The organism is Paraburkholderia phenoliruptrix (genome assembly GCF_902859825.1).
Lineage (GTDB): Bacteria > Pseudomonadota > Gammaproteobacteria > Burkholderiales > Burkholderiaceae > Paraburkholderia > Paraburkholderia phenoliruptrix.
In genome coordinates, this window is the sequence record NZ_CADIKB010000044.1 from 1 (window position 1) to 13420 (window position 13420).

General features: G+C 55.8%; 12 protein-coding genes and 3 pseudogenes. 9 read left to right on the plus strand and 6 right to left on the minus strand.

Annotated features, from left to right (window positions below; all coding sequences use genetic code 11):
- Positions 1 to 168: 168 nt before the first annotated feature.
- The 3 genes from HV711_RS28165 to HV711_RS28175 are packed head-to-tail and all read right to left on the minus strand — an operon-like array spanning position 169 to position 1719.
- Positions 169 to 429, minus strand: a complete 261-nt coding sequence (locus HV711_RS28165) for a hypothetical protein (protein ID WP_035484831.1) — start codon at positions 427 to 429, stop codon at positions 169 to 171.
- A 33-nt stretch (positions 430 to 462) separates the two neighbouring features.
- Positions 463 to 777, minus strand: coding sequence for a hypothetical protein (locus tag HV711_RS28170; protein ID WP_035484832.1), 315 nt, complete (start codon positions 775 to 777; stop codon positions 463 to 465).
- 21 nt (positions 778 to 798) lie between these two features.
- Positions 799 to 1719 (minus strand): hypothetical protein, encoded by a 921-nt coding sequence (locus tag HV711_RS28175; RefSeq protein ID WP_175145423.1) that lies wholly within the window; start codon positions 1717 to 1719, stop codon positions 799 to 801.
- 660 nt (positions 1720 to 2379) lie between these two features.
- Between HV711_RS28175 and HV711_RS28180 the strand changes: the two genes are divergently transcribed.
- The 7 genes from HV711_RS28180 (at position 2380) to HV711_RS28210 (ending at position 9737) form a co-directional block, all read left to right on the plus strand.
- On the plus strand, positions 2380 to 2865 hold the full coding sequence (locus HV711_RS28180) for a hypothetical protein (protein WP_035484841.1): 486 nt from the start codon (positions 2380 to 2382) through the stop codon (positions 2863 to 2865).
- 495 nt (positions 2866 to 3360) lie between these two features.
- Positions 3361 to 3651: a hypothetical protein gene (locus HV711_RS28185; RefSeq protein ID WP_175145425.1), complete on the plus strand. Its 291-nt coding sequence runs from the start codon at positions 3361 to 3363 to the stop codon at positions 3649 to 3651.
- 12 nt (positions 3652 to 3663) lie between these two features.
- A complete protein-coding gene (locus HV711_RS28190) occupies positions 3664 to 5562 on the plus strand; it encodes a hypothetical protein (protein ID WP_035484846.1) in 1899 nt (632 codons plus the stop codon).
- Entirely contained in the window at positions 5559 to 6257 is a 699-nt protein-coding gene (locus HV711_RS28195; RefSeq protein WP_175145427.1) for a hypothetical protein, read from the plus strand. The genes HV711_RS28190 and HV711_RS28195 overlap by 4 nt, the downstream gene beginning before the upstream one ends.
- Positions 6250 to 7185 carry an SIR2 family protein gene (locus tag HV711_RS28200; protein WP_035484850.1) on the plus strand — a complete coding sequence of 312 codons (936 nt, stop codon included), beginning with the start codon at positions 6250 to 6252 and terminating at the stop codon, positions 7183 to 7185. Before HV711_RS28195 ends, HV711_RS28200 begins: the two co-directional genes overlap by 8 nt.
- A 151-nt stretch (positions 7186 to 7336) precedes the next feature.
- Positions 7337 to 7858, plus strand: a complete 522-nt coding sequence (locus tag HV711_RS28205; RefSeq protein WP_035484854.1) for a hypothetical protein — start codon at positions 7337 to 7339, stop codon at positions 7856 to 7858.
- Between the two features lie 628 nt (positions 7859 to 8486).
- Entirely contained in the window at positions 8487 to 9737 is a 1251-nt protein-coding gene (locus tag HV711_RS28210; RefSeq protein ID WP_035484857.1) for a hypothetical protein, read from the plus strand.
- Here HV711_RS28210 and HV711_RS28215 read toward each other — a convergent pair.
- Positions 9716 to 10078, minus strand: a pseudogene (locus HV711_RS28215) (transposase); the annotation flags it as partial. The gene HV711_RS28210 and the pseudogene HV711_RS28215 sit on opposite strands and share 22 nt — an antisense overlap.
- A gap of 47 nt (positions 10079 to 10125) precedes the next feature.
- On the minus strand, positions 10126 to 11391 hold the full coding sequence (locus tag HV711_RS28220) for an IS256-like element IS1413 family transposase (protein WP_007178968.1): 1266 nt from the start codon (positions 11389 to 11391) through the stop codon (positions 10126 to 10128).
- A gap of 119 nt (positions 11392 to 11510) precedes the next feature.
- Here HV711_RS28220 and HV711_RS28225 point away from each other — a divergent pair.
- A pseudogene (locus HV711_RS28225) lies at positions 11511 to 11885 on the plus strand (chromosome partitioning protein ParB); the annotation flags it as partial.
- Positions 11882 to 12784, plus strand: a complete 903-nt coding sequence (locus tag HV711_RS28230) for a plasmid partitioning protein RepB C-terminal domain-containing protein (RefSeq protein WP_035484887.1) — start codon at positions 11882 to 11884, stop codon at positions 12782 to 12784. The pseudogene HV711_RS28225 and the gene HV711_RS28230, both read left to right, overlap by 4 nt.
- Before the next feature lie 222 nt (positions 12785 to 13006).
- On the opposite strand, the pseudogene HV711_RS28235 reads toward HV711_RS28230, so the two are convergent.
- A pseudogene (locus tag HV711_RS28235) lies at positions 13007 to 13252 on the minus strand (IS66 family transposase zinc-finger binding domain-containing protein); the annotation flags it as partial.
- Positions 13253 to 13420 lie beyond the last annotated feature (168 nt).

The following is a 13420-nucleotide window of genomic DNA, read 5'->3' on the forward strand; positions in this document are numbered from 1 at the left end:
CAGAAACTGGCTCCATGTTCGAGGGAAATCTTCACCGGCAGTCGGGGTATGCTTGAGTTCGCTCACTACCCGATCATGGCGCAAGTGGAGCTAAATGGATAGCCCATACATATATACAGTACAGCTGCGTGACATCGTCATCTCAACTTAACTGCTGCCATTGCCTTCTTAGGACCCCAAGTGGGGTGTGTCGATAAGCGGCAACAAGAAATGCGGGCAACCTTCCAGTGCGGGGTCGTAGGAAAGCAGCAGGTACGCTTGCGTGATATATGAGCACGCGATTCCGGCAGCACCTTCCATGAACGCCGCGACCTGAGCAGCGGACAGTTCGGTTTCGTCGCAATGAACAACGACCACGTATCCGCCCGGGTACGGAGCACCCTTTAACTTCGGAAAACGCTTGTCCTTGTTTTGGATGAGGTCAGTCAAAGCCGTAAGAAATTCTTTTCCGGTCCAGGAAGCCTAGTTGTAGCGGTCCCCCTTTTTGAACGCTGCGATGGCCTTCCCATTGACTAGCTCTGTCACTTCAATCGCTATGCGTTTGCCGGACGCATTTCGTGCTTCGCAGTCAGGCGGGTCTTCGCCGCGCCCTCTGGAGGCGATGTCGGTGAATGGAGCGGTACCCGCGTGCGCAAGGGCTTCCTGCAGGGATTGCACCACGCCCAATTCCTCGAGGTCTCTGTCGGGGGGCCAGCTAAAGAAGTTCGCGTACCCTCTATCCTTCTTACGCGCTTCCCGCATCAGGGCAAGAATCTCGCGCTCATCTTCCGGCGTCATTTGGTCCTCGGCTTGTTCAATTCAGGCAAGTTCGTCTGCGCTTTGTTGGCCTAGTGGTGGCAAAGGGATTGTCATTCGCGCGTCCACAGCCAATGAAACTTCCGTAGCGAAGCTGACGCAGAAACGCGCGTTCTCTGCGGTATGAAACTCTGCCGGAACCATCAATTGCTTTTGGTAGCTTGCATCGCCTCGAAAGACCCAAACCGGCGGGGCCAAGACTTCGAACCTCGAAGCATGCTTTACGTCTACTGGCAGCGCCAACATCAGTGCGGCCCTGTTCGACTCTTTCACCAGTCCCGTAATGTATCGAGACAAATCGTCCACTACCTCAGCGCCAAGGGTGGCCTTGAGTCGGGTGGACATCAAAGATGGGTGCAAGGCTCCCGAGGGATTAAGGCTTGTCATGACAGAGGCGGAAGCGAGCTCTACCACTTCTGCGCTCAGACCCATCGCTTCCGTGAAATTTTCATCCGTCAGCGCTTCGTTTGCCGCCTTCAGTCTGTCGCGAATTGCCGCGTCAGCAAGGAGGTCTGCCAAGGAAATGCTTTCGAATGACGTGCCGAAAAACCGCGGAGTCGCTTCGTCAAAAAAATGACTCACGTAGCTCACCAGGCGCCCGGCATCCAAGCGTTCAGGGCTTAGACCGTAATGCTTGAAGTTAACCCTCGCCTTGTTCAATTCAAGCAGTTTTCCTCGGAGTGGAACCTTCAGTTGCTCGATACCGTCGGCCGCTGCGTCGATGTAGTCCATCGCCTTAATAAACTCGTCCGGCACCTTCTGACCAGCGGCATGACGTTCCTTCATCACGGCCCTCAGAAACAACTCAACTGCATCTTGCGCGATTGAGACCGCCAGCCCATGGCCCATCGGCGTTCCACGCGCAAGGTAGCGTTCCGCTTCAGAGAAAAGTTGTTTGCAAAGCACGACCTGTCGAATTTCCAACGTGGCTCCAAAGGCGCTTTGAGTGGACGGACGCAATCTGGGCCGGTTTCACCTGCCGTTGGCGGTCAGCGCTACCGAGGTGGAGGCGCTGCTGATGCGTTGTTTGAATGCCCCTTATACCCGATGTCGCCCTGCTCGTGAAATGGGATGTAAGGACACGCAAACGCTTCAGCTGACTGTGCAGGCCGCCCCCCCCTTACCGTGCCGTCTATCGTTGCCTACACGCAGCACAATGTATCTACATGTACACATAAATCGCACCTTGATGTACACTTTCAGTGTGCATTTTGTATCTTAGTAGTGAATATGACGAAACAGCTTCCACCTGTCACAGACCCGAGCTTCCGCGCAGCATTGAGAGCTGCGCGGGAAAACATGCGTTTTTCATATCGTGAACTTGCGCGACGCGCCGGCATTCACGCGGTGATGCCCTCACGATATGAAAATGCGAATAGCGCGGACGCGACTCTGCCAAGTTTCGCTACGTGGGAGAGACTCAACGCGGCACTGTTCCCAGCTGACGCTGAGGCGGCGGAGCCAACCACGTCGCCGGACGGGGTGCGCCTGAAGGACGCCTCCGTGGAGGAAATCGTCGCCGAACTGAAGCGTCGCGGCGCCGAGTCGGTCGCAATCAACTGGTAACCGCGAGGAGATAGCGAGATGAATAGCTTTGAGAACCTTAGTTCCGAGGACCGAAAACGCATGTCATATCTTAAATCTCGCGATGACTGCATAGAGTTTGCGAAGAATGTCCGCAACAAATACCCGCATCTCGTGCCTGCGGCACGTCAACGGTCGGTTGAAGTGAGGGTGAACGCCATGAATCTCGACTCAGCATTGCGTCGCGACATCTGGAGCGTCGTCTACGCTCAGGAAGAGGCAATTTTCGTGAAGCACGGCAAACGTCTGCGCGCCGGCAATACGCTCAAGGCCATCACCAATCGAGGCGAGCTGGGTGCTGTTGCGTACGTGGTGATGCAACCTGGAAGTGAGAGCTTTGAGCTTTTGCATTCTCTGGGATTGGGCGACTACACCTTCGAGGCAGTGGTGTTGCGACATCAAGAGCATTTCTCTTCTGACGTTGTGGAGGCAGCTCGACGCAAGCTTGATGGTCGACAAGGCTCGGATGCGGCAGGCATCACGTGACCAGTCTCGACGGCGGCGTCGTGATTCTCAACACCGTCTCGTGGACAGCCATCCTCTTCAGGACCCCATGAACTCATCGTGCACTTGGTGCAGTGGACCTTTCGGGCTCTTCGTTTTGCTCTGGAAGCCGCGAACTGCTGATTCTGGCTTCGAAGGGCTCGAAGTTCATGCACCGGTCCATATATATTGTCCGGCGTAGCGCGGTGACGCATTACGGATTGCATTGGGACATCCGTCAGCGCGCCGTGACGACAATCGCCTACTCGGGAAAATGCCTATAACCGTGCATTTTTGAGGGCGCGAACATTCTGCATTCGCAGACAGCGGCATTTTGCTGATTTCTTGTTATACAGGTTGAGGTCGACACGCTCGAAATTGAGACCCCGCGGTTGCGTCTCAAATAGTTGAACATTGATGATTCTCCTCAATGTGACGTACGTCTTGTCGACAAACTGAAGCGTTGTAGCAGGAAGTGCTAAGCTGGCAATATGATACTTGCGTATCCGCTCTGTTTTCGATAGCATAGCCAACCGGGCAACCGAACCCATTGATTTACTTGATAAATCAACCTATAAAGCCATGTTCCGACCAGACGACCTGATGACAGTGCTCGAGCTCGAGTGCGCCCTTGGTGGGCGGCGCTACGGGCATTTCGACCACGACGCAGCAAATATTACTGGCCCCAACGAGCCTAGCGCTCGCGGTGGTGCGGTTTTGCGCGTCGGGCTCGTCGGCATCGGTGAGAATCTCGATAAGAAAAGCGGCGAATATCTGTCGACCTACTAAGCCGAGGTAGTGTTGGCAAAGCTTGCTGGGGAGCAGGTTTTCCTGCTCCTGAACAGGTCGTCTGACCTTCGCGACCACGAAATCAACGTCGTACCAAGTGTCGATAGCGCTCTACAGGCGTGGAACTCGACAACGCGCATCAGCCCAATTTTTCCCATCGACAACGCGACCTTCCCATCAACGGAGGACGGCTCGCGATGGTACGTGTTCTTTATCGGCCCGGTCGACATAGGTACGCTCGACCTTGAGGGCGTTCGCGCGTTCGCGAGCTATGGGGTGCATAACCTTGTCATCGCAACCGACGTCGATGAAGATTTGGCTGTGGCCACGCTTATTCACAAGATGCCTGAAGTTCCGTGGGAGGCTTGGACTGTCTGCGGCACGCGCATCATCGATGTCGCCTTCAGCCCATTGCTGACTACAGCGAAGCCCTCCGCAAATCTTAATGTGACCTCTCGGCTGTCGCTGCCTCCCCAACTGAAAAGCGCCTCGGAAGAATATCGGACTTTAATTGCGGTAACACGTGCGAAGTGCGAGAAATATCTGCCCGAGTTCGTCCCTGACATCGACGACTTCGACGAGGTATTCCAGCGGACGCTAAGAAACTCGAATCAAAACGCTGTAGAGAAGCTTGCATGGCTCGCCAACATCAACGCTGCGCTCTCACGGTTTTCATCGCAGACCTTTGCTGGAACGTCGCCCATCCGAGAGACCGAGTGCCACTTCTGGACTCATTCGCTGCTTGGGATTGGTACGGCATCGCAAGCGCTAACGAATATCCGGCGCCATCACGATAATGCGCTTCGGGCTTCGCGACTTGCAGAAAAAGTGGCCGGCTTGGTCGACCTTCCTGCTGGGCCGAAGAATCTCACGCAGTTGGGGTTTACGGACGCCGCATGGCGCAAGCACATCTTGAGTGAGGTGACACTAGCTCCAGAAGATGCGCCGCAAAAGTTTCTGAAGCTGATTGCATATTTTAGTGGTCGCGATGGATACAAAAGCACGCCTTTCACGCTAAGTGCCCCGCTTGAACTCATTACGGGCTGCAACACGTTCGCGTGGACACCCCTAACACTCACGCATGAGCTGTCGCACACCATCACTTCCCAACTCATTGGCGTTCTGCTCAAAGGTGCGTTCGGTCCGAATAATCGGAGTCAGCTGGAGCACCTTGCGCGGCTAGTTAGTCCGGGGGAAGCCTACGCGCCTCGCAACGCGCTGGAACAGGCCCAGAAGACCCTCATCACCGCATATATTTTTCTTGACCGCGAAAACCTAAGCGGCGGGGAACGGAAGCCATCAATCGTTCAGCCAGAGGACGTGTCGCCGCTCATTCATAGGTACAGGGATGAGATGTCTGAGCTGGTGACGCACCTGCTCGATTTCCAGTATTTCTATGGGCGCGATGCACAGCTGTATATGACGTCGTTGTGGGAAAGCTGGGATGTTATCCCCAACATCCAAAGCCGTATTGACGAGTACCTGATTCGGACGCTGGTCGCCGTGCTGTCGGCAAATCAGCACGTTGCGAAACCCGTCCAAGCGACGTATGACATCGTTCTCGCGCAGCTCGAAGCACTCGCATCGCGTGCGACCGGAAGCCATTACATCGCTTCGGCACATGAGCGCCTGAAACAGGCGCCCACAGTTTTCTTGGACCGGATGCAGCGTCGCATTCATATCGTAAAGCTTGTACTCGCATTCTTCTACGACCCGTCTACAGCGGCGAATATCGCTAGGGAAGCTCCAACGGCTGGAGGCGAATACGCCACATTGCGCGGTGATGAACTCGGCAATCAGCAGATACGGAATCCGCTCAAGTTTCTTGCCAATTTCGCGAGTGACCAGCAACCTAACACTCGGAAATCGCTATGGATACTGCATAAGCTCGCATTTGCGGAGGCACAGTGAGCTCACCGGCGCCGAAGGCAAATTATTCCGGTCAACTTCTCCGGCTGCGAAATGAAGAGAAGTTTCCCGTTGTCGCGCGACGCCTGGAGAATGTGATTCCGGTCGGTGTGACATCAGCGCGTGGTTGGCATGTATTCGAATGGACAACTGACTTCGACGCTGGCGTCGAAACTAGGCGAGCGACCGAAGACGGAGAGTATTTCACCTACTGGTTACTGGTCCGCGAGGTCGAAGACCGTTTCCTGCTTGCGTCGACGCATGCAGACATCGTCCAGCAATTCATCATCCGCAATCGACTGGCCAAGGCTGTCGAAAAGCCTCTCGTTGACGTGGCAGCGTTGGTGAAGCAGACAATCTTTCCCGCGGACGGCGAGGTTGACAATTCAGCGACACCTTACCGACTGGGGGCACTGTATGCAGCTGTGGATGGCTTCGGCCGGTCGGTCAGGACCGTGTCGCTCTTTGGCGACGACCTTGGCGGCGCGACGATGGTGCGCACCATGCTGGAATACCTGAATCCTTTTCGGGTTACGCTGCGAGACATTCGAAATGACCAGGAAGTGCTCAGCATCAGCACCCAGGGCGAGATGAACTTCTATTACCGGGGCGCCGGGTCACTTGACTCCGTAGACAAAGCACTCGCTCACATTCGTCGCGGCAATTACATCCACTGGCGCCTGAAACATAATGGATGATTACAGCCTTAATGACACGTGGAAGGAAAGTAGCAAGGTTATTGATTACCTCGCCAGGAGAGCGGTCGACAACCAACTCATTCTCGTTCTAGGAGCAGGAGCCTCAATGGGTTGCGGTCTACCCTCTTGGGGAGCCTTAGTGGCCGCGGCTCATCAATTTGCCGATGAGAAAATGCCAGAAGGCGCGGACGCAGCGCAGGCCGCAGAAAATCTGGCGTCCAAGCTCCCGGGCGGTGCCGAAGAATTTGCGAAGCTTGTTGGGCGCGCACTTTACTCCGTGAAGAGTCTCACTACGGGCGCCTACGAGGCGTTCAACGAAAATCTGCTGCTTGAAAACGAGTTACTTTCCGCAATAAGCGCGCTCGTAATGCTGTCCTGCAGACGGGGGCACGGTACCGTAATCACGTATAACTTCGATGACCTTCTGGAAACCTACCTTGCTGAACGAGGCTTATTTGCGTATCCGCATATCGAGCAACCCAGCTGGTTTCTGAACGAAGATGTCTCCATCCTGCATCCTCACGGTTTTGCATCTCGACGGCCAGACGTGTTTCCGTCGAGTAAGACGATTACTTTCACTGCACTGGATTTCGACCGACAAACCGGGCAGCAATCCAATCCATGGCGAGCTAAATTGCTGGGACTGCTGCAAAGCTCAACGCCGCTGTTCATAGGCCTATCGGGGCAAGACCAGAACCTGCGCAGCGTCCTCGCGGATGTCCAACAGACTCACGTATCGCTGAGCGCCGGCCATCCATTCTGGGGCGTGCGTATATGCACCGACAATGATGCTCACATATCGATTTGGGAAAATCGTGCAGTCTGGTGCGAGCGAGTCGCGGACTTCAAAGAGATACCCAAGCTGCTCATGGCCATCTGCAAGAGGTCGGCGGAGCTGATGACAAAGTCGAAGCTCGGTATAAAGTAGAAGGTCCGCTTAGCCACAAAGCATTTCCGGTTTGGAAAGCGGACAGGAAACCTTTGCAGCTTTCTCAGGCCTTTGCCGCCAGCATATCGTTTAAGGAACCAGCCTGCAGCGACCTTAGACCGAGCATCTCACGGAAAGAAAAATTACGCACATGAAAGACACAGAGATAGCACTCGAGCGCTTCAGCCAAGTAATGGGCACCGTCGACGATACCGTCCACACCTTGCTCAAGGGACATCTGCTGATTGAAGAAGCACTCGCCAGAATCATCGACCAGTTCGTTTTCCATCGAGAACATTTGGCTGATGCTCGTCTGACCTTCGCGACTAAGGTGCATGTCTGTCGAGCACTCTGCCTGAGGAAGAATAACCTCGGCGAATGGGAATTGATTGAAGCGTTGAACGGCTTGCGGAACAATGTTGCCCACACGTTGCAGTCACCTCAGCGAGAGCGTAAGTTCAACCGGGTGAAGGAAATCTATCTGCGCGAAGCTGCTGGCATGTCTGGCATCGAAGAAGTTCCCAACCGAAGCGAAGCAGAAGTCCTGCTTTTAGCCTGTGGCCACTGCTTAGGCTTTCTCGCTAGTTTTGAAGGAGACGCGCGAAGTTTCCGTCAACAAGTATTTGCAATGGACCGGATTGTGAACGCGAACCAGCCTCCCTTCGACCTTTGACCCATTGGGCGTACGTCGCATAACAGGTCGGGCTCGTTAGACCCCGACGGAACTGAACCATATGTGCGCCTCTAGGTGGCCCCCGCGGGAAGCCCGGGCGACGACACCGTCGAGAGGAGCTGCTCGAACATCTAGCCCAAAGGTTGTATTGTCGCTGCCTTACGGCGAGGAATAAGCTCATGCATTCTTCCCGTCCCGGAGTCCAGCAGACCGATGTAATCCGGCCGCGGCGGCGACGTGAAGCAGACCAAAAGGACTACCGAGAGAAATAAAGCGGCGACACAACGCATTTTGCAACCTCCCGTTGCAAGTGAAGTTGTTATGTCTAGGACCGCGGTTTATATGTCCCTAAAGCCTGTGTGGTTTTCTCTCCTCTCTCGGGCGCTTGTATGACTGCCAAGTCGCAAATATTTAGCCACTTGCTTGAACGCGAAACTTGTGTTTTCATTCTTTCCGTGCAGCCCGGAGCCTGTCAGTTGCGCACCGCGAAAGCGGATACGGCAAATCCGGCGTAGACCACCCATGGTGGCCATGGCTTTATAACCCCGTCCCGCCCACTTCAGGCAAACGGCAACGCGCGACGCCTTTCGATTTCGCCCGGAGTGAGCGCAACGAACGGAGTTGTGCCATGACATCTGCTGACCTTTCGCGCGCCGACGCGCAATCTGCTGCAAACATCCTCTGCTCATATCTTTCTGACCAAGGCCACTCGCTTAGGCTAGAAATCGCCGTTGACATCTGTCAGGCATTGGCACTCGCGACTATAGTCGACATCAAGTCGATGGCTCGACCACTGCGCGACGCCCTTTTCGAACATGTCATCAGGCTGAAGCAGACGCACGCGCTTGAAGTCTTAGCTCGTATTGCCGGGCACAGTTGCTACATGCGGGCAAAGCAAGCCTCAGCCGAACCTGTAGCTACTCACGTCATTCTGTGTGCAGTTGACGGAGAGATGCATGAACCGCGCGCGTCGGCGTCCATTGGAGAAGCCGTCACCAGCCTCCTTACGACCACTCTCGGTCTCATGCCTTCACGTACACGACCTGCGTTCTGTAAGGTCTCGCGCCATCCGAGCGGACTCCAACTAGAGGTCAGCCAAGTAGATGCGCCGTGGTTCATCGTGCAGTTGGTCAAGTTTCGGGAAGACAGTCTCGCTTCGGAAAACCTCGTCCTGCAACCGATTGGCGACGACGTGTTGCGAGTTGCGCTTCGGAAGGTCATTGCAAACATCGAGCAGGCTCGCCCAACCGCGCTTGTATTGAACGGCGCTGTGCCCGAAAACCTGTCACCGTGGTATTGCGCAGCATTTCATCTCACAGCATTACGAAGCCGCACCGCACGCATCGTCTCTGATGAGCGCGAGTTGTTCCTCATGCTCGACGCAACCGGTTGCGACAGTTTCCGCGCCGAACATGGCAGCTTATATTTCGAGGGTCGCGATGAAAGTTTCCGCGTCGAGGTAGCGTGGGTCGACATGACTGGCAAGGATGCCGAGGCAAAGAAGGCCGATGCCGCTTCGACATTGAAGTCAGTGTTTCAACGCTATCTGCGCTACCGCCAGGCCCTACCCGGTAACGTATCGGAAGCTCTACTCGCTGTCGGAGGCACCGGCAATACGACCTGGCATGCACGCGCAAGTTACCAACGCATCGAGTCGCTTGCCACGGAGCGCGCCATGACTATCTCAGCGCTTGCGAGCAAAGCAGAAGTCGCCTTCCGCGAAGTGAAGCGGCTGCAGGATTTCGAACTCGCCGCGCCAGCGCTGATTATCAAACTGGCGTTGGCCCTAGATGTCGCGCCCGGCGATTTGGAGCTAACGTCAAGAGTGGTGTATGAGCAATTTGACGGCGATCGATTTCAAGCGGCGAGTATCTGCTGAACCGGTCGATCGTCTTGCACCGGTTCGCCGTCCTTGAAGGCAACGCCCTCTAGCAACAGCTTGATCTTTTCCGGGCCGTTGATACGGCGCCAGGTTTTCTCGGCTTCCTCGATCAGCTTGAATGCCAGTCCAAGGAAGGTTGGTCGCGATACGCAGTTACGCGTGCGCGTCGTACGGTGGCGCACCGTCGCGAACGTCGATTCAATCGCGTTGGTCGTGCGCAAATGCTGCCAGTGCTCGGCAGGGAATTCGTAAAACGCGAGCAAGCTGTCTCGGTCCTTCTTCAACGTCTCGGTCGCCTTCGGATATTTGGCCGCATAGATCGACACGAAACGATCGAAGAGCTAACGTCAAGAGTGGTGTATGAGCAATTTGACGGCGATCGATTTCAAGCGGCGAGTATCTGCTGAACCGGTCGATCGTCTTGCACCGGTTCGCCGTCCTTGAAGGCAACGCCCTCTAGCAACAGCTTGATCTTTTCCGGGCCGTTGATACGGCGCCAGGTTTTCTCGGCTTCCTCGATCAGCTTGAATGCCAGTCCAAGGAAGGTTGGTCGCGATACGCAGTTACGCGTGCGCGTCGTACGGTGGCGCACCGTCGCGAACGTCGATTCAATCGCGTTGGTCGTGCGCAAATGCTGCCAGTGCTCGGCAGGGAATTCGTAAAACGCGAGCAAGCTGTCTCGGTCCTTCTTCAACGTCTCGGTCGCCTTCGGATATTTGGCCGCATAGATCGACACGAAACGATCGAACGCGGCGTGGGCTTCGGCGCGGGTCGCCGCCATCCAGATCGATTGCATGTCGGCTTTCGCGCGCGCCTGCTGTGATTTGGGCAGCGCGTTGAGCACGTTGCCCATCTTGTGAAACCAACAGCGCTGGCCACGCGTGGCCGGAAACACCTCTTCCAGCGCCGCCCAGAAGCCCATAGCGCCGTCGCCGACCGCTAGCCGCGGGCCCGCCTTCAGACCGCGCTTTTTAAGGTCGAGAAGCAGCTCCAGCCACGATGCTTTTGTTTCGCGATACCCATCGCCGATCGCCACACGCTCTTTGCTCCCGTCCGGCTTCACGCCGATGACGACAAGTAAGCATTGCCCATCTGAGTTCTCGCTGCGCAGCCCTGTGTGAATGCCGTCGACCCACCAATAAACGTAGTGCGACCCGGACATGTCACGTCGGCTCCACGCCACATGCTCGTCGGCCCATTGCGCCTTCAGCCGGCTCACCACGTTGGCCGACAAGCCCTTGGCGTCATCGCCCAGCAGCACGCTCAACGCTTCGCCCATGTCGCCCGTTGAGATGCCCTTTAGATACAGCCACGGCAGCGCTGCGCTCACGCGAGGCGACTTCCTCACGTACGGCGGCACGATCGTCGAATTGAACTTCACGCCCGATCCCGATCGATCGCGCACCTTCGGCACCTTCACCGCAATCGGCCCGGCGGCCGTCAACACCTCGCGCTCTGGCAAGTAGCCGTTGCGCACGACGGCGCGCTGGCCTTGCAAAGTCTTGACGTTCGCGAACCGCTCCATCAGTTCCGACAGCTCCGCTTCAATCGCTTGTTGAATCACTTGCCGCGCCCCGTGACGAACCAATTCGTCCAGACCGAGCCCGACTCCTGATAGACCGACGACTGCTTTTTCCATATCCTTGCTCATGGTGGATGGTTTGTTGTTTGCTGGCTTCCGACTTCGACAATCAGATTCTCAGCTGAAACCTCCACCGCCTTCAACTTCCCGCCTCAACTCCCCGTACACCACTTCCGACTTTAGCTCACAACGATGCAGCTGTTCAGGCAGCACTTCAGGAGGCGTACGAGTCCGGAAAATTACGTGGCCGGCCCTTGATGGCAGCTCGGCGCATCATAGAGCGAAGAAAAACGCTCGGACGCTCCGCTAACCGGATCATGTCACCCAAGGCTAGCGAGGTGACCACCTCAAGTCTTCTGCGGGCATATCAAACCGAGGTTTCGCGCCAAAAAGCGATGGTACGCAAAGCAGAGTTCGCGCAGCAGCGCCTGGTTTTCGTCGTTGGCGCGCTGCGGCAACTGTACACTGACGAAAATTTCGTCAATCTCTTGCGTGCAGAGGGGCTGGCAACGTTGCCAAAATACCTTTCTGAGCGCGTTTGGTCCAGCGCGAGCCCCAAATGACGGGCGTCACACTTGCATTCATTCCTGAACCCTTGTTGGTGCCCGTGAACGACATCCTTCCTTCAAGAAAGCTGTCCGCAACCATCTATGGATCTGGAAAGTTCAAGCAGATCAAGGCGTCCATCCAGGAAGTAGGACTTATAGAACCGCTGTCAGTGACTCCTGCAGATAAGATCACTGGACAGCATGTCGTGCTCGATGGCCATTTACGTTTGCTCGCCATGCGGGAACTGGGGTTTTCGGATGCTGCGTGTCTGATTGCTACAGATGACGAAAGCTACACGTACAACAATCACGTGAACAGGCTTCCAACGATTCAGGAGCACTACATGATTCGCAGAGTAATCGAACGAGGCGTTTCTTCAGAACGCCTCGCAAGAGCGCTCGCGGTGGATGTGACCTCCATCGTGAAAAAACTGTCGCTCCTCGACGGTATCTGCGCAGAGGCGGCCGAGCTTCTTGGAGACCGTCAATTTTCCGCGGAACTGTCAAGGGTCCTGCGAAAAATGAAGCCGACCCGACAGGTTGAATGCGTGGAACTGATGATTGCAGCAAACAGCGTAACCGTCCGGTACGCCGAGGCGCTTCTTGTTGCAACGCCCGCCACCGGCCTTGTCGCCGGCAAAAAGCCCAGGAAACTAACCGGAATCAGCGCCGAGCAAATGCTGAAGATGGAGTCCGAGATGAGCAATCTTCAGGAACAGTACAAGCTTGTGGAGCAGACGTACGGCCAGGACGTGTTAAACCTGGTGCTTGCCAAAGGATACCTTGCCAAGCTTCTCGAGAACGAATCCGCCCGTCATTATTTGCAGAGACACCAGCCCGATCTATTCTCCGAATTTGAATCCATCGTCGCCACGATCTCGCTCGATCATAAACAGCTTGCGATCAATACTTGAACGTTCGCATCGTGGAGTTCTGTCGTTCTATCCATCGCCCCACCTTTGCAGACCACCACACGCACATACTTACTGCGCGGATTCCTTGTGAGGTTTTGAGCGCGCCGGTTTCTAGCCTGCAAATGTGTACCAGCTGCCGTTCGCGCTCAACAGCACAGCGCTGTCTGACCAACGAATGTCGTCCACATCGAGCTTGTTACTGATCAGCAACACTATAGGAGGTATCCAGGCGAGCGCCGATTCCGTGAGCAGCCCGGGAGGGATGATTCTTGCCGGTGCTGGCGTGACCTTGATGCCGAGGTCACAGCAGGGACACGCGTACTTCACCCGCTGATGCTGGACGACGCGGACCTGTTCGGGAATCACGTCGAGTTGCTCGCTGGTCTCGACACCGATCCTAGCCAGCGTATGGCCATCGTGCGCGCAGAAGCGGTCCAACCCGGGCAACTCGTGCCTCACGCTCTCGCGCGTTCTTATATAGGTGGGCCTAGCATCGCCACTGCGATGCTAGGCGCCGCATTAGACATTGAAACGGCATGTCATCCGCCGCTGTTCGAGCGGCGTGAGTTTTTGAGACCGGATCTCATTGATGACAGGCCCCAGGGATGAGCCCCGCCGCCTTCGATTAACGCTTCT